Genomic DNA, 17397 nt, shown 5'->3' with positions numbered 1-17397 from the left:
GGAGGAGAAATTATGATGCAAATTATTTTGACTTTGGCAATCTTTGTTGCCCTTGTCATCCCTATGGGAAAATACTTATATCATATTGCATCCGGAAATCATACCTTTTTCGATCCGGTATTTGACCGGGTGGACGGCGTAGTTTACCGTGTGTGTGGTATCGACAGAAAAGAAATGAACTGGAAGCAGTATGCCATGGCACTGCTTGGAACTAACGTTATCATGGTGTTAGTGGGATACCTGATCCTAAGGATTCAGGCACTTCCTATTTTTAATCCTAACGGAATCGGTGCAATGGAGCCGAGCCTTTCTTTTAACACCATTATCAGCTTTATGACGAATACCAATCTTCAGCACTATTCTGGAGAATCCGGACTTTCGTATTTAAGTCAGATGCTGGTAATCACATTTATGATGTTTACTTCTGCGGCTACAGGATTTTCAGCTTGCATGGCCTTTATACGTGGTTTAGCTGGAAAAACAAAGACCATGGGTAATTTTTATGTGGATCTGATCCGTATTATCACCCGTGTTTTATTGCCGGTTTCTATACTGGTTGGACTTATTCTTGTTTCACAGGGAGTTCCGCAAAACTTATCGGCAAATGTGACCATTCAAACAATAGAGGGAAAATTTCAGGACATTTCCATGGGACCAATAGCCTCTCTGGAAAGCATTAAGCATTTGGGAACAAATGGAGGTGGATTTCTTGGAGCAAACTCATCCACACCTCTTGAAAATCCCACTATAATTTCAAATATTGTAGAGATGATTTCCATGATGATTCTTCCTGGTTCATGTGTTGTGGCATTTGGTCATATGGTTCACAATGGTAAAAAGGAAAAAAAGGGCGAGAAAGTGAAGAAAATTATTTTGGGCAGAGAAGGAAGAACCATTTTTGCGGTTATGTCCATCATCTTTATGATAGGGCTTGTTATTTGCTTCATATCTGAGAGTGCTGGAAATCCTATACTGGAGCAAGTTGGATTAAGCCAAATCATAGGAAGTATGGAAGGTAAAGAAGTGCGTTTTGGCATAGCACAATCATCACTTTTCACAACGGTGACAACTGCCTTCACAACAGGCTCAGTAAATAATATGCATGACACACTGACACCTATGGGTGGGTTTGTTCCATTGCTATTTATGATGCTAAATGTTGTATTTGGTGGTAAAGGCGTAGGTCTTATGAATATGGTCCTTTATGCTATTCTTGCTGTATTCATCTGCGGACTGATGATAGGCCGTACACCGGAATATCTGGGGAAAAAAATCGAAGGAAGGGAAATGAAGCTCACTGCCCTTTGTATTATCATTCATCCTCTTCTGATTTTAACTTTCACTGCATTGGCTGTTGCCGTTCCAGCTGGTTTGGAAGGAATCACTAACCAAGGATTCCATGGTCTGACACAGATCACCTATGAGTATGCATCTTCTGCAGCCAATAACGGCTCAGGATTTGAGGGACTAGCTGACAACACCTATTTTTGGAATGTAACCACAGGGATTGTCATGTTTTTCGGACGATATTTGTCCATTATGATTCAGCTTGCAATTGCCAGTTCGTTGATGCTCAAACGTCAGGTTAGTGAATCTGTTGGCACATTGAAAACAGACACAGGAACCTTTACCATAGCTCTGCTTATGGTAGTACTGATTTTTGCCGCACTCACATTTTTCCCAGTGTTGGCACTTGGTCCCATTGCAGAGCATTTGACTTTGTGGAATTAAGGAGGATACTTTCATGAATAAAGATACAAAAACAAAATTTATTACAGGAGATATTCTTAAATCCTCCATTGCTGGAGCCTTTGAGAAACTCAATCCTAAGTACATGATGAAAAATCCCGTCATGTTTGTTGTAGAAGTGGGTTTTGTGGTAACGCTTCTCCTTTCATTCTTCCCGAATATGTTTGGAAATGAGGAGAAAAACCTGGGGTTATATAACGTAATTGTATCCGTCATTCTGTTCGTTACGGTCCTCTTTGCAAACTTTGCTGAAGCAGTTGCAGAAGGACGTGGAAAGGCGCAGGCCCAAAGCCTGAAAAAGACGCAAAAGGACATGCAGGCCCGTGTCCTCAGTGATGACGGAAACGAAAGTACAGTTAATGCCAATATGTTGAAAAAAGGTGATATTGTTTTAGTAAAAGCTGGAGAACTTATTCCAAATGATGGTGAAGTCGTGGATGGAATTGCCTCTGTGGATGAATCGGCTATCACTGGGGAGTCTGCTCCAGTGCTAAAAGAAAGCGGTGGAGATTTTGCATCAGTGACCGGCGGTACCACAGTGGTAAGTGACTGGCTTAAAATACAGATAACCTCACAACCAGGGGAATCTTTCATTGATAGAATGATTGCAATGGTAGAGGGTGCGTCCCGAAAAAAAACTCCCAATGAGATTGCCCTAAATACTCTACTGGTAAGTCTAACTATTATTTTTCTCATTGTAATTGTCACTCTTTACCCCATAGCTATGTACAGTGGAGTTCAAATCCCCGTTTCCACACTGGTAGCGTTGACCGTATGCCTAATTCCTACAACAATCGGCGGTCTGCTGTCTGCTATTGGTATCGCTGGAATGGATCGTGTCACACGGTTTAATGTCATTGCCATGTCAGGTAAAGCAGTAGAAACCTGTGGTGATGTAGATACTATGATTTTGGATAAGACCGGTACCATTACTTATGGAAACCGTATGGCGTCAAAATTCATACCAGTAGGGAATGTTAAAGAACATGAGTTGATTCATTACTCTGTCTCCAGCTCTTTGAAAGACAATACCCCCGAGGGAAAATCCGTTGTAGAACTTGGTGAGCAGCTTAGTGGAGTACATCAAAAAGAGATACCTGGTATGGAATTCATGGAATTTACCGCACAAACACGTATGAGCGGTGTGAAGCTCCCCAACGGTACAGTAATACGTAAAGGTGCTTATGAGGCCGTTCAAAAATATGTACAGGAGTTAGGTGGCTCCATCCCAAAAGATTTAGGGTCAAAGGTAAACGAAGTATCCAAGCTCGGTGGCACTCCACTAGTAGTTTGCGTAGATAATAGGATTTTAGGAGTAATTTATTTAAAAGATACCATAAAATCTGGGTTGGTAGAGCGTTTCGAAAGACTTAGAGCCATTGGTATCAAAACCGTGATGTGTACCGGTGATAACCCATTGACTGCAGCCACCATTGCACAGGAAGCTGGTGTAGACAGCTTTATTGCGGAATGCAAGCCAGAAGATAAAATTGACGCCATTAAAGCTGAGCAGGCTGATGGTAAGGTTGTTGCTATGACCGGAGACGGCACCAATGACGCTCCTGCACTGGCACAAGCCGATGTTGGCATCGCCATGAACAGTGGAACCTCTGCTGCAAAAGAAGCAGCAAACATGGTAGATTTGGATTCAGATCCTACAAAGATATTAGATGTTGTGGAAATAGGAAAACAGCTTTTGATAACACGTGGTTCACTGACCACATTTAGTATTGCTAACGATGTGGCTAAGTATTTTGCCATTATACCAGCTATGTTCATGGCGGTTATTCCACAAATGAACATACTGAACATAATGGCATTGTCCACACCTAACAGCGCCATTTTGTCTGCTTTGATTTTCAATGCCATTATCATTCCTTGTCTCATTCCCCTCGCTATGAAGGGTATTAAGTACAAGCCACAACGCTCAGAAAAAATGCTCACACGTAATATGCTCATTTATGGTTTAGGCGGAATAGTCACACCCTTTGTAGGTATCAAGTTTATTGATCTTATAATCACACCGTTGCTAGCAGTTTTAGGCATATAAAAAATGTTAATATGGATAGCATTTAGAGAATGTCAGCATTTTGACAAGCTCCATGCTTGGGATCTATATGGTTAAAAATAGACTAATACCAATATTTTAACTAATCATTATCCCATCGCTGATACTTTTAGATTTAGAATAGGAGGTTATTAAATGAGTACATTTTTAAAGGGAATAAAGAAGCCACTTATGGTTACACTGTCGCTGCTTTTAATATGTGGTGTGGCATATCCTTTGCTTTTTACAGGGCTCAGCCAGTTGATTTTTCCAAATCAATCCAACGGAAGTATGGTTATAATTGATGGAAAGGCAGTAGGCTCACAGCTAGTGGGTCAGGACTTTACAGATACTAGATTTATGAAAAGCCGCCCATCTGCGGTGAATTATAATACCTACACCCAGGATGATAAAGAAAATGGCAGTTACACAGGGATTAGCTCTGGATCAAAGAATATGGGGCCCACTAATCCTGAGTTGGCTAAACGTGTAAAGGAGGATATGGCTACTTTCTTAAAGGCAAACCCTTCTGTAAAACAGGAGGACATTCCTACGGATTTATTGACAGCCTCAGGCTCTGGTCTTGACCCTCATATCAGTGCTGCATCTGCTGCTATTCAAATACCAGCTCTTGTTGAGAATACCGGATTGTCAGAGGATGAACTGAAGAATATAGTAAAAGAGAACACTAACGGAAAAGTTCTTGGAATTTTCGGGGAAGAAACCGTTAATGTATTGAATGTAAACCTTGAAATTGCAAAGGAGTTAGGGCTACTCAATTAGAGTAACCCTAACATTAAATATTAACTAAAAGTCCTATTGGACATATTGCCAATAAGACTTTTAGTTTCATGAATCATATAATATAAAAATTACTTTATCTAAATCAATACATATAGTATTTTTTAATGAATAGAAAAGTTATTAAAAACACTTACTAAAATACATTATACATTGCATTTTTATGTGTGAACTTCTCCATTATTAAAATCAATAGCTTCATCTAACGAATTTTCAACTTCATTTTCATTATCACATTTAAATAAAGACTTTCTAAATAGTAATATAGTAATAATTAAAATTAATGAAGAGATTAATATGCATATTGAGGCACTAAATTTATCATACATATACCCAAAAATCATTTGTCCAAAAGGTATAGCTGCCATACAGACTGCACTCATCACTGATACAACTCTACCCATAAAATTTAATGGAACTTGTTCCTGGACTATTGTATTTACAATTATATTTCCAAGTGTTGTGATGAGTCCTATAAAGAAAGTTATTACTATTATACTGACATATGGTATAAAATTATTATCAAATAAATTTAAATAGAAATTTGAAGGCACTATGCTTAGTATTCCAAGTAAACTCCCACTAAACAATATAATATAGAAATAAATTTTCCCATTTTTAAATTTATTATATATAGAACTACAAATAAATGGAGCTATCAACATTGATACTACTAATATAGATTCCATAAGTCCATATTGAAAATCTGATACCATTAATATTTGTTTAGAAATATAAGTTAATCCAATACTAAATACAGGATTATATGCAAAATTAATTACTAGGCACAGTAATATAATGTTTAAAATCAATTTTTTGTTTTTTATAAAAATAATACCATCTTTAAAATCATCTACAAAGCTACTCATAGATATATTTTGTGGTGTAGAATTTATTTTAGGAACTCTTATAAATGATTCACTTATACCAGATAATATAAAACTGATACTATTTATAATAAGTATTACATAAAGTCCATAAGAACCCATTAAAATTCCTGCTATTGCTGGAGACATTAAATTTCCTAAATCCATAATGAAAGAGCTTAATCCATTTCCATCAACTAATTCTTCTTTTTTTATGATGGATGGTAAAATACTACTAGTTACTGGTTGAAAAATTACACCTATTAAAGACAACGTAATTGAAAGAATATAGATATGTATCATATCTAATCCTCCGGTAATTCTATATATAAGTACAAATATACCTATAATTATTCCACTTAGTATATCTAATCCAACCATCATCTTCTTTTTATCAAACCAATCTGCAAAAACCCCTGCGATAGGTCCTAAAATTAGTTTAGGAATTATTGTTATGGCTAAAACAGAAGCAAATTTAGTAGCCGATCCGGTAATACTTAAAACGTATAAAGATAATGCAAAACCTTGCATTTGACTACCTATAGATGAAACTAGTTTTCCAAAAATCAATAAGGAAAAGTCTCGTTGCTTTACTAAATACATTTTCATATTATATTACCCTCCATTAATTTATTATTTTTTAAATCACTATAATAATGCATCCTTATAACTTCATCTAAACTCATACCATCTGACCTATTGCAAGGATTTTTATCTGATTTTCTATACCTACCATATTTACATCCACCTAGGCACATTGGCAGTTTTATGCACTCAGTACAGTTTTGGTTATCTATAGGAGATATATTTTGAAAAGCATAATAGATTGCTTTATTAACATTAAGCTCTCCTTCATTAGTAATTTTTCCAAAATAGAAATTATTCTCTGCTGCTATAGAACAACATGTTAATTTACCATCAGGTTGAATCGTAATTGAATTTTTCATAGTACCTTCACACCTTGAATAATTATTTACTGTATCATAATAAATAAAACCCTTATCTATAGCCATTTTATATAAATTATTCAAAGTTGTTTTACCATTATTTTGAAAAAGATTTATCATATTCAAAATGATCATCTTTCTCTTATCAGTAGGTATAATTTCAAGTAATGATTCTACTCCGTAATAATTTTCTTCATCTACATTGAGTCTTAATATAACCAGCACATTTTTATCAAGTATTTTTAGTAAGTTTTCTTTAATTTTTTTAAAGGTCCCCATACCATTAGCAAGAGGTCTCTTTTTATCATGATAGGACTCATAACCATCCAATGTAATTTGAATCTTTTTTATACATAATTCTTCAAGCATATTTATTGAATCACTAGAGAATAAATATCCGTTTGTAGTCATTTTAGCCTCATATTTACATCCATTACGTGAACATATATCTTTAAATTTACTAGTTAATTCACATATTTTCTTAAATTCCAACATAGGCTCTCCCCCAAACCAACATAAAATCAATTTGGAAATTCTCTTTGTAATTTTTTCAACTAATTCTAATATTGCTTCCATGGTATCTGTTTTAAATTCAACTTTTTTATGCTCTTCATAGCAGTAAGTACATCTAAAATTGCAATCTAAAGTGGGCTGAATCACTAGATAAAAGCATTCTTCTTGAAAAGTACTTTTATTTATTAAAAATTGTACTTGTTGTATCTCATCAAATTCATCTTGAATAATGATGTTTTTTCCTATTAAATTTTTTAAAATATTTACTTCCTGTAATGAGTACTCTGCTTTATCTAAATTTGTCATTAAATTATTAATTAGATTTTCTTTTTCAGATGTATATGATATATACTTTCTAGTTAATGTATTATATAAAATATTTATATCATTATACTTAACGTTAATATTATATTTAGATAATTTCATTTCCTATCTCCTCGTATAATAGAAGAGAATAATTTAGAAGAAATAAATTGTTTGAAAAATGAAGTTCTTGAATTAATATCATTAGATATTATTGACCCGAGTATCACTCCAGTACTTAGACTTTTGAAGTTTTATAGTGATATTGGGAGTCAAGAAAACTTAAACAGCTTGTTAAATTTTATATTAGAATGTAAAAAAGATTAACAACATAAAAAACAGTAGAGAATTTGTATTAACTTCTCTACTGTTTTTATTTAATTTCTATAATAATTCTCCACATAACTCAACAACTCGAACTTCTTAAAATCTAATTTACATTTCAGAAACAGCATTTTTTAGTGCTTTAATTGCATCTTCATACTCTAGACTTCCACTTAATACTTTCAAATCTTCTTCGTCAATAAGTGATTGAAATAATTTTTTTCTTATTATCTTCTGCCCTTCCACATTTACCTCTAGTTTAAGATTTTCAAAATAAGGGTTATTGCTATAGTCATACTCTGTAGAAAGTATCTCTTTCACATAATTGTTAAACCATTTTGAAGCAAGCTCCTTATCCCCTATTTCAATATATAGTCTGCAGTAATTATATGCTCCTGAGCCCATCCCTATTTTAAATATATTTTCTACTTGATTTAGAACATCTAAATACAAGGTTGCCTTTTCATAATTATGTTCACGCTTTGATATACTTGCTAATATTGATATCATTGCATTGCTTTGGGTTAAATACTGTATAAGCATTCCTTTACACATATTTTCTGCTTCTCTGTTCTTACCTTGCCTCTGTAACAATGATGAATATAGTACCATGGGATCTATAAATGAATTTAATAATTCCTTAATGGCTTTTTCACTTTCCCCATAGTTTTCTAAGGTCATTTGTATATTAGCAATAGAAAATAAAGCTGCTGATATATATTTTGAAACCTTACTTTCAGTAACTTGATAAAGCAAAGCTAAACAATACTCCATTCTTGATTTTATACATTCTTCTGAAACATTACCTGACATCATAGAATACATTTGAACCAATTCTGCAATAATCAATTTTAAATATACACTATTAGGGTATTCTTTTTCATATTCTTTACATCTTAATTCACCAGCCATATACCCCTGATGTAAAAACATTTCAACTAATTCTTTTTTTATATTAATCACTTCTAATTCAGAAAGCTCTTGTTGAAAAGAAAGTAAAATATCTAAAGAGGTATCCAATGCTCTTGCTAATGGCGCTAATAAAGAAATATCTGGTGTGGAATTTCCAGTTTCCCATTTACTTACTGCTCCTGCTGAAATTCCAATCATACTTGCCAGCTGCTCTTGAGTAATCTTTTTTTCTTTCCTTAAACGTAAAATGGTTTCTCCAACATTTAATCTATTCATATTCACTACCTCACCTTTGAGCCTTTTTAGTACTTTTATTATAAGCTTAATTACAATGTGCAACAATGGAGAGTGGCTCATACTTAAGTTGAAAAAACTTGAGTGGTATTCAACTTTATGGTTATAAATTATAGTTATTAATCTATTCTATGTCTCATATCCTAAATATCATTATAATTTTGTTTGTATAAACTCAATAAGTGGCTTAAGGTTTTCTTTGTTTGTCCAATCGAAGTTAGAGCCAATTGCTTGTATTAATGCAGCTTCCCAGGGTTCGTAATTGTTAGGGTCTTTTTTTGCAACAGCTTTTTTAAGAATATTACAAAGGGTTTTGTCTTTCCAAGACATACTTTTCTCATTCCAAGCACCACGACAATAAAAACATGGGATTTCATTAAGTTTCTCTTTAAAATTACGCTCTTTTATAGCAGTCATAGCTTTTTCATTATACGGAGATGCTCCCACTGCAAAAACCACTATTCTTTTACCCTTTAGTTTTTCATAATGCTTTCTTAGAAAAGATACTCCTGCTATACCTGTTGCATAAATACCTCCACCTAAAATAATTGTATCGTATTTTGCAACTTGTTCTATACCAGCTTGTTTTGTTTCAATTATGTTACTTGAGATCTCTTCTGCTAACCATTCCGCATATTTTTTTTGTAGCTCCATACTTTGATTGATATAGTACTACTATATTTTCCAACTTTAGTACCTCCTTGTATAATGATTTAATTACATCTTTTATTATATCTGTAATAGTAAAATGGTTTTTCTTTATCTTCACCGGAATTTAAAATCATTTTTGTTTCAAATTTTTTAAATCCCACTGATTCAACAATCTTCTGAGAAGGATAATTGTCTATTTCAACAATTGCCATAACAAATGGAAGATTATAATTATCAAATCCCCATTCTAATATTGCCTTAGCCGCTTGTTTCATATATCCTTTTCCTGAATATTTTTCAGATATAAAATATGCTATCTCGATTTCATTGTTAACCTCAAATTTAGTTTGTAAAGCTATAAGTCCCACTACAACACCATCTAATTTTCTTTCTATTGCAAGCTGGCACCACATATCATCTTTAGTTTGTTTATCATAAAAATCATTTAATTCAGTTATCCATTTTTCAGTATCTTCCTTTGTACTTTCCCAATCAGGTATCCATTTCAAAATATATTGTTCATTTCGAATTTCCTGAAATGTATCTTTATCTTTTAACTCTATTTTTCTTAATATGATATCTTTTGCCTCAATTTTAATATCCATTTATATCCCCTATCATTTTAATACCACTATTACGATAGTGCTAAATACAATATTATCCAATTAACTAATATTGTATCTATTTTATTTTTTCTATCAATTATGTCATAATAAAATTAATAAATATTACAAGGTATTTTTATGAGTATTAATAAATTAATTGAAATATTAAAAACTAGTAACAATATAATATTATTCATAGAATCAGGTGTAATTACTGACTCAGCACACAAATTACGTATTTTCTAATAAAAAACGCTCATATAAAATTTCTATCTATTTTTAACCATGATTATATGGTATATGTTTAGACCCAAGAAATATAGGAACATCACTATTTATCATTTTTTCAATATTGTCATTTAAGCAATCTGGCTCTAAATGTATTTTATTTAAATCCTCAATATTAATCCATTTACTTTCTAATTGCATATCATCTATTTCTGTAGGTTTATTAACATCATTATTTTCTAATTTACAAATAAAAATATGGTACATTTTATGACTATATTCAGGATATAATTCACGTGTTTTTTTATTATCACATATTTCTTCAAATAAAGCTGAAAATCTCACTGGCACAACACTATAACCTGACTCTTCAAGACATTCTCTTACAATTGCTTCATGTAAAGTTTCATATGTGTTTTGTCCTCCCCCTGGTAGTGAATAATAATCACTATTATTTTCGTCAAAACACTTATTTAATAAAATTTTGTTATCATTTATAATAATTGCTTTTGCCGCACTTCTTACACTCATTTTATTCTCCTTATTTTTGTATATACATACACTTACATATTGTAATAATAAATCACTTTAATCAATATTATATAATATTATGAAATATTATCCAATGCATTCTATAAGTATATTTTATTTTCTATAACTTCGTGTCATAATAGGATTAATAAATAATTTATGGAGATGATTTTATGAGTACTGAAATAGAAAAACTAACACAAATTTTAAGAAATAGCAATAACATAGTATTCTTTGGTGGAGCAGGAGTATCTACCGAATCAAATATACCGGATTTTAGAAGTGCCAATGGTCTTTTTAATGCAAGACTTAACATGACTCTTTCTCCAGAACAGCTAGTTTCTCATACTTACTTTATAAGATTTCCTGAGGAGTTTTTTAATTTTTATAAAGCAAAACTTATATATCCTGAAGCAAAACCTAATGGAGCACATATTGCTCTTGCTAAGCTTGAAGAAATCGGTAAACTTAAGGCAATCGTTACCCAAAACATTGATGGACTTCATCAATGTGCTGGTTCTAAAAATGTATTTGAGCTCCATGGCTCAATTCATAGAAACTATTGCATTAAATGTAATACTTCTTATGATGTAGATTTCATTTTGAATTCCAAGGATATACCTATTTGCTCTAAATGTAATGGAACTGTTAGACCCGATGTAGTTTTATATGAGGAAGGTTTAGATGAAAATGTACTTAATGGAGCTATAGATGCTATCTCAAAAGCAGATACTTTAATCATAGGTGGAACTTCTCTTGTGGTTTATCCTGCAGCTAATCTTATTAACTATTTTAAAGGCAAAAATCTAGTACTTATAAATAAAAGTAGTACTTCTGCTGATTCTAGAGCAAACTTAGTTATTCACGATTCTATTGGGAAAGTATTAAATGAAGCAGTTAATTTTTTATAAAATAAAGGTAGTCATTTTGACTACCTTTTATTAACCAAAGCATTACGCTATTTTTCAAATAACAACTCCATATTAAGTATTCCTAATCTTATCTTCTAACATATGTAAGTTCAACCATTCCATCTATGTTTTTGGTTTCAATTAATTTAAGCTTGATTTCTGGGTTTTCTTTGATAAATAGAGGAATTCCCTCACCTAAAATAGTTGGAATTACTGTAATAACATACTTGTCAATAAAGTTTTTCTTTACAAACTCATGAATTAGCTTTCCTCCGCCTACAAGCCAAACATCTCTCCCTAATTCACTTTTTATATCTGATACAAAGTCTATGATACTTTCTGAAGTAAATTCTACTTTTCCATTTGCTTCATATTCTTTTTTAGTGAATACATAACATTTTTTCCCTTCATAAACCCAAACATCTGGAGATAATTCATTCACCACTTGCTCATAGGTAGTTCTACCCATAACAATAGTGTCTACAGTGTTATAAAACTCTTCATATCCATTATCTACTTCTAACACTTTTCCATGTCCACTCAACCAGTCAACTGCACCATTACTTCTTGCTATATATCCATCTAAGCTCATAGCTATATATAAAACTACTTTTCTTTTCATTTTTGATCTCCTTTTAATATAAAGTAGATATAAATTATATTTTATATCTACTTTAATAAAAAAGCTATTTATATTATACTAAAATAAGACTTAATACATGTACAAAGGAGAATTTATTATGCCACAATTACCTTTTAAGGATCTTAAAAACATAGATATTTCACAATTTGGTACCCAAATTGAAGATTTTAAATCTCTTTCTTTAAAATATCGTTGTGCCCTTCGTGAAATCGAAACAAAATTTGCAGTACTTAATGATGAATATAAAAGCATTCACTCTCATAATCCTATTGAACATATGAAATCTAGACTTAAAGCTCCTGAGAGTATACTTGAAAAACTTCAAAGAAGAGGATTAGAACTCTCTATTGACTCTGCAGAAACTTTAACTGATATTGCTGGAATTAGAGTTATTTGTTCATTTCTTAGTGATGTTTACGAAATCGCAGCTTCAATTAAGGCGCAAACTGATTTAACTATTATTAAGGAACGTGATTACATAAAACACCCAAAGGACAACGGTTATCGCAGCCTTCATTTAGTCGTTAGTGTTCCCGTGTTCTTTTCAAAAAAAGTTGAAAATGTTCCTGTAGAAATTCAGTTCAGAACAGTTTCAATGGATACTTGGGCAAGCCTTGAACATAAGCTTAGATATAAATATGAAGGCGAAATGCCTGATGATATTAGTACAATGTTGTTAAATTGTGCAGGTACTACGACACACCTTGATGAAGAAATGCTTATGGCTCATAATAGACTTATGAACAATCATGTTTAATATTCTTATATTTTATTTAATAGAATATTAATAGAGGATGAATTAAGATTTACTATATATACAATAAATCTTAATTCATCCTCTATAACTTTTGTCTAAATTAATCTCGATTAGGAACTACTCTTGCATCACTTAAAAGATTATCTATTTGATAATCATTGATATTCAAATTTATTTTTTCTTGCATAAGCTTTAGTATAAGCTCTTCCTTTTCATCTTCGAATATCCCAGAGTTTTGAATATTTTCTATAAAACTATCTAAGTCATAAATAATACAATCTCCTTCATAGGCACCTAATTCAGTACATATATCTACTGAAGCTTGAAGTGGATCTGTTCCATAATCAACATACACCTTACTTCTATCATCTGATAATTCTTCTATTTTTCCTACATAATATCCTGCCACATATTTTCTTGCATCATCTTCTTCTCCAAAGCCTAGTACATCTCCATTTGGTGTTACAACTATATAATTATGATAAGGTACATGTGTATTCATAATTGCTCTCCTTTTCAGTGGATTTTTAACTATATTTTAAGTTTTCCAAAGGACAGAATTATTATACTGAGTAAAAAATAACATAAAACAAATATGTTATTATTTATTATTTTAGTTTAGCTTAAATTAATTATTTTTTCTTTACAATCTTGATAAATCTAACGCATAGAACAAAACTCCATATATAATAAAAGAAAAAAACATAAGTACATGATATATAACATCAAATTTTATTATCTTATTTCTAAATTTGTTATCTACTAACCTTTTCTTTGATAATAATATTTTAACTCTAAAAAAAATTTCAGATATTCCTAATAAAGCTGCTGGTACAGATAATAAGTTTAGCTTAGGACCAAAAATATTACCAGTTATAATATTTTTTATATCTCTAGTGAATCCACAAAGAGGACAAGTTTCTCCTAAAATTCTATAGGAAAGACAGCCATAGGTTATAGGAAATACTTTATTCACAAATCTAGATATAAAGGGTAAAAATATCATGGCAATTACTAAAGTAATTAGTATTATATTAAAAATATTATATTCTTTTATTATCTCTTCACTTTTCACATTTTAACCTCCTCGGAACTAAAATAAGATGCCTTTACAGACATCTTTTAGTGGTATGCTTTTACAAATATAATTTTATACTGCTGCTCCTAATGAAGTTAATCCTATAATAAATATTAAAAATATAATAGCCATACATATTCCTATTACGGAACATATAAATCCACCTTTAGCCATTCCAGGAGCTTCACCTGCTTCTTTCTTCTTCTTCATGTCTATAATTCCCAATACTACACCTACAACTCCTAGAATTAGAGATAGCCACCATAGGCACCCCCATGAAATTACAGCAAATACAATACTACAAATTCCCAGTACTAATGAAGCAACGCCCATACAAAATCCTCCTTGTAAATTTTATCACTCCATTCATTTTATTAATCTACATAGAATATTATTACAATTTTATTAACAAAATCATTTATCTAGAAGGACTATATAAATTTTTAACTACATAAATAGATATATATATAACTATAATCCTATATAAATATTTGTATATAAAACTATTCATATATATAACTATTTAACTAGTTGTTGTCATAATGCGAGTTTCAGGGAATTTCCCTTAGTTTAGTTCTTACATCAAATTCATATAAAAATTGAAAAATTATTTATATCTAATAAAAAGAGTTATCTCCAGTCTAAATATCTTAATTTGGAGACAACTCTCTACTTATTTAAATATTTTATTTAATATTTACTTACAGCCTATATAAATTTATATAGTTATTGGGATATTGTTATAATTACCTTACTTGTTTCCACAGCAATTATATTATGCTCTTTCCTTGCATCAAAACTTAGAAAATCACCACGTCTTAAAACAAATGGACTTTCACTAACAAACTCCATATCAACAGCACCTTCAACTATAAAAATAGATGCATTCCCATTATAAGTATTCTTAGGTAATCCACTGCCTTCTTGAAAATTAAAACACATAGTTTTAAACTTCTCATTATTAGCTAAAACTTGACTTCCCACTGCTATATTATCTAAATTTACAGGTCTTCTATTTGATGTTAACATAATATCCAAAACTCCTTTACTTATATTATTTATAACTCCTGATATAGGCATATAAAACCCTCCTATACAATTACTATAAGGATTATTCTCTTTTATTTTCTTCTTAAATTATAATATTATTCTTTAACTAAAAAAAGGTGCTAGTACACCTTTTAAAATTATTCTTCAACAAATTCTATAATACCTTTTCCAAGCTTACTCACTCTTGCTAGTGAATATACTTCATAGCCTTTATCTTCAAGATTTCTACGCCCTGGTTGGAAGGATTTTTCTATAACTATTCCAATTCCTGCAACCTTTGCTCCAGCTTCTTCTACCAGTCTTATAGCCCCTTGTGCTGCTTCTCCATAAGCTAAAAAATCATCTATTATAAGTATATTATCCTCTGGTGATATGAATTTTTTTGATAAAGTTAACTCATAATCTACAGCCTTAGTGAAAGAATGTACTGTAGTTTGATATACATCTCCACTTAAAATCTTAGACGTTTGCTTTTTTAGAGTTACCATTGGTAATTCCATTTGAAGGGCAGTCATAACTGTAGGAGCAATACCCGAACTTTCAATGGTAAATATTTTAGTTATTCCATGACTTTTAAAATACTCATTAAAGCTTGTTCCTATATCATTCATTAATTTAGCATCTACTCCATGGTTCAAGAAAGAATCTACCTTTAATACAGATTCATTTAATGCAAGTCCATCTTTTAATATACGTTCTTTTAAAGCTTCCATTACGCCACCTCACTTCTTTCTACTTCTATTTTTTCCACTTTATCTTCCTTTAATACTAAGTTTAATATTAAAGCAGTTATAGTTCCTGTAGATATCCCTGATGCAAAAACCATCTTTAATCCTTCTGGTAATTGAGCTATAACATCTGGTCTAAAGGTAACTCCAAGACCTAAAGCTATAGATGTTGCTATTATAAGTAGATTTCTTTCAGTTAATTTTACTCTACTTAATGTCTTTATTCCTGCTGCAGCAACAGTCCCAAACATAACTATTCCAACTCCACCAAGTACTGGTTGTGGTATTCCACTTATTAGACCTGCTAGTTTAGGTAAGAAACCTAAAATCACCATAATTATTCCTGCCATAACTGCAACGTGTTTACTTGCTACTTTTGTTAATGCTATTAATCCTACATTTTGGCTAAAGGTAGTGTTTGGGAAAGAACCTACTACTCCACCTATCATACTTCCTATACCATCTGCTAATACACCAGCACCCACGCGTTTTTCATCCATATGTATCTGAGAAGTTTCTCCAATAGCCTTAAGGCATCCAACAGTTTCTATAGTAGTTACAAAATATGCTGGAACAAATGCAATTAAAGCTTTCATGTCAAAGGTTACTCCATATTCAAATATTTTAGGGAAGGAAATCCAACTAGCTTCCATAATAGCTGTAAAATCTACTAATTCTAAAGGAATACAAATTATATATCCTGCAACCATTCCAATTAAAATAGATGCACTGCTAACCATACCTTTTCCATATCTATTTAAAATTAAAGTAAAGATTAATACAAACATGGCTATTGATAAGTTCTTCAGACTTCCATAATCTGCAGCTCCAACTCCACCTGCTGCCCAATCAATGGATACTGGTAATAAAGTCAATCCAATCAAGCATACAACTGTTCCTGTAACTATTGGAGGGAATAACTTCATAAGAGGCTTAATAAAGTAACTTAAAATAATTTCAAAGAAAGCACCTAAAATAGTAGCTCCAATTATTCCCGGAAGTCCAAGTACTGTTCCAACTGAAATAGCTGGTGAAACGAAGGTAAAGTCTGTACCCATGATACAAGCAACTCTTGATCCCATAATTCCAAAACCTCTAGCTTGAATTATAGTTGCAATACCAGATGCCAGAATTGTTGCACTTATCAATGCTGTAGTTATCTTCGGTTCAAATCCTAAAGCACTTGCTATAACTAGAGGTACTACTACTATCCCTCCAAAAGCTGCAAATATATGCTGTAATCCAAATAATATCTTTTTAACTAAACTAGGGTTATCATCTACACCATAGGTTAACTTAATATCATTAGTTAGTAGTTCTTCATTCTTCATTAGTTCATCTCCTTTTAGATATTATTTAATTTTATCTAAGGGTTAGCTACTTCCTCAGACTAATTTAAACTAAAAATAAAAAGCACCTCAATAAAAATTGAGGTGCTGTGATTTATCACTATAAATAG

The 17397-nt window shown here is 31.7% G+C and carries 18 protein-coding genes; 5 read left to right on the top strand and 13 right to left on the bottom strand.

Annotated elements, in window-relative coordinates; genetic code table 11:
• The first annotated feature begins 12 nt into the window (after positions 1-12).
• From kdpA to ABDZ93_RS10540, 3 genes are all read left to right on the top strand, one after another.
• On the top strand, positions 13-1731 hold the full coding sequence (gene kdpA, locus ABDZ93_RS10550) for a potassium-transporting ATPase subunit KdpA (RefSeq protein WP_343826187.1): 1719 nt from the start codon (positions 13-15) through the stop codon (positions 1729-1731).
• Between the two features lie 13 nt (positions 1732-1744).
• Complete coding sequence (kdpB, locus tag ABDZ93_RS10545; protein ID WP_343826185.1) at positions 1745-3799, top strand: potassium-transporting ATPase subunit KdpB; 2055 nt, start codon at positions 1745-1747, stop codon at positions 3797-3799.
• 153 nt (positions 3800-3952) lie between these two features.
• Positions 3953-4579 (top strand): K(+)-transporting ATPase subunit C, encoded by a 627-nt coding sequence (locus ABDZ93_RS10540; protein WP_343826182.1) that lies wholly within the window; start codon positions 3953-3955, stop codon positions 4577-4579.
• 179 nt (positions 4580-4758) lie between these two features.
• Here ABDZ93_RS10540 and ABDZ93_RS10535 read toward each other — a convergent pair whose 3' ends face one another.
• The 6 genes from ABDZ93_RS10535 to ABDZ93_RS10510 all read right to left on the bottom strand — a co-directional run bounded on the left by ABDZ93_RS10535 (position 4759) and on the right by ABDZ93_RS10510 (position 10771).
• The gene (locus tag ABDZ93_RS10535; RefSeq protein ID WP_343826179.1) at positions 4759-6072 is read right to left on the bottom strand and encodes an MFS transporter; all 1314 of its coding nucleotides are present in this window, start codon (positions 6070-6072) and stop codon (positions 4759-4761) included.
• Complete coding sequence (locus tag ABDZ93_RS10530; RefSeq protein ID WP_343826176.1) at positions 6069-7349, bottom strand: radical SAM/SPASM domain-containing protein; 1281 nt, start codon at positions 7347-7349, stop codon at positions 6069-6071. Before ABDZ93_RS10530 ends, ABDZ93_RS10535 begins: the two co-directional genes overlap by 4 nt.
• 312 nt (positions 7350-7661) lie before the next feature.
• Complete coding sequence (locus tag ABDZ93_RS10525) at positions 7662-8738, bottom strand: helix-turn-helix domain-containing protein (RefSeq protein WP_343826174.1); 1077 nt, start codon at positions 8736-8738, stop codon at positions 7662-7664.
• A 171-nt stretch (positions 8739-8909) separates the two neighbouring features.
• The gene (locus ABDZ93_RS10520; RefSeq protein ID WP_343826172.1) at positions 8910-9410 is read right to left on the bottom strand and encodes a flavodoxin domain-containing protein; all 501 of its coding nucleotides are present in this window, start codon (positions 9408-9410) and stop codon (positions 8910-8912) included.
• A gap of 59 nt (positions 9411-9469) precedes the next feature.
• On the bottom strand, positions 9470-10012 hold the full coding sequence (locus ABDZ93_RS10515) for a GNAT family N-acetyltransferase (protein WP_343826169.1): 543 nt from the start codon (positions 10010-10012) through the stop codon (positions 9470-9472).
• Positions 10013-10291: 279 nt separating this feature from the next.
• Complete coding sequence (locus ABDZ93_RS10510) at positions 10292-10771, bottom strand: NUDIX domain-containing protein (protein WP_343826167.1); 480 nt, start codon at positions 10769-10771, stop codon at positions 10292-10294.
• Positions 10772-10944: 173 nt separating this feature from the next.
• On the opposite strand from ABDZ93_RS10510, the gene ABDZ93_RS10505 reads away from it, so the two are divergent.
• On the top strand, positions 10945-11682 hold the full coding sequence (locus ABDZ93_RS10505; RefSeq protein ID WP_343826164.1) for an NAD-dependent protein deacylase: 738 nt from the start codon (positions 10945-10947) through the stop codon (positions 11680-11682).
• Between the two features lie 88 nt (positions 11683-11770).
• Here the strand turns inward: ABDZ93_RS10505 and ABDZ93_RS10500 are convergent, their stop codons facing one another.
• Positions 11771-12304, bottom strand: a complete 534-nt coding sequence (locus tag ABDZ93_RS10500; RefSeq protein ID WP_343826161.1) for a dihydrofolate reductase family protein — start codon at positions 12302-12304, stop codon at positions 11771-11773.
• Positions 12305-12422: 118 nt separating this feature from the next.
• Here ABDZ93_RS10500 and ABDZ93_RS10495 point away from each other — a divergent pair, with 118 nt between their 5' ends.
• Positions 12423-13082 (top strand): GTP pyrophosphokinase, encoded by a 660-nt coding sequence (locus tag ABDZ93_RS10495; RefSeq protein ID WP_343826159.1) that lies wholly within the window; start codon positions 12423-12425, stop codon positions 13080-13082.
• Positions 13083-13182: 100 nt separating this feature from the next.
• Here ABDZ93_RS10495 and ABDZ93_RS10490 read toward each other — a convergent pair whose 3' ends face one another.
• From ABDZ93_RS10490 to ABDZ93_RS10465, 6 genes are all read right to left on the bottom strand, one after another.
• Positions 13183-13584 carry a hypothetical protein gene (locus ABDZ93_RS10490; protein WP_343826157.1) on the bottom strand — a complete coding sequence of 134 codons (402 nt, stop codon included), beginning with the start codon at positions 13582-13584 and terminating at the stop codon, positions 13183-13185.
• A gap of 141 nt (positions 13585-13725) precedes the next feature.
• Positions 13726-14157 carry a hypothetical protein gene (locus ABDZ93_RS10485; protein WP_343826156.1) on the bottom strand — a complete coding sequence of 144 codons (432 nt, stop codon included), beginning with the start codon at positions 14155-14157 and terminating at the stop codon, positions 13726-13728.
• Between the two features lie 75 nt (positions 14158-14232).
• Entirely contained in the window at positions 14233-14493 is a 261-nt protein-coding gene (locus ABDZ93_RS10480; RefSeq protein ID WP_343826154.1) for a hypothetical protein, read from the bottom strand.
• A 393-nt stretch (positions 14494-14886) separates the two neighbouring features.
• A complete protein-coding gene (locus ABDZ93_RS10475) occupies positions 14887-15240 on the bottom strand; it encodes a cupin domain-containing protein (RefSeq protein ID WP_343826152.1) in 354 nt (117 codons plus the stop codon).
• 107 nt (positions 15241-15347) lie between these two features.
• Positions 15348-15923, bottom strand: a complete 576-nt coding sequence (locus ABDZ93_RS10470) for a xanthine phosphoribosyltransferase (protein ID WP_343826150.1) — start codon at positions 15921-15923, stop codon at positions 15348-15350.
• Entirely contained in the window at positions 15923-17269 is a 1347-nt protein-coding gene (locus ABDZ93_RS10465) for a uracil-xanthine permease family protein (RefSeq protein ID WP_343826147.1), read from the bottom strand. Before ABDZ93_RS10465 ends, ABDZ93_RS10470 begins: the two co-directional genes overlap by 1 nt.
• Between the last annotated feature and the right edge of the window lie 128 nt (positions 17270-17397).

Origin of the sequence: Clostridium subterminale, from assembly GCF_039521425.1 — a bacterium.
Lineage (GTDB): Bacteria > Bacillota > Clostridia > Clostridiales > Clostridiaceae > Clostridium_J > Clostridium_J subterminale.
This window is presented reverse-complemented; position numbering and strand designations above follow the sequence as displayed.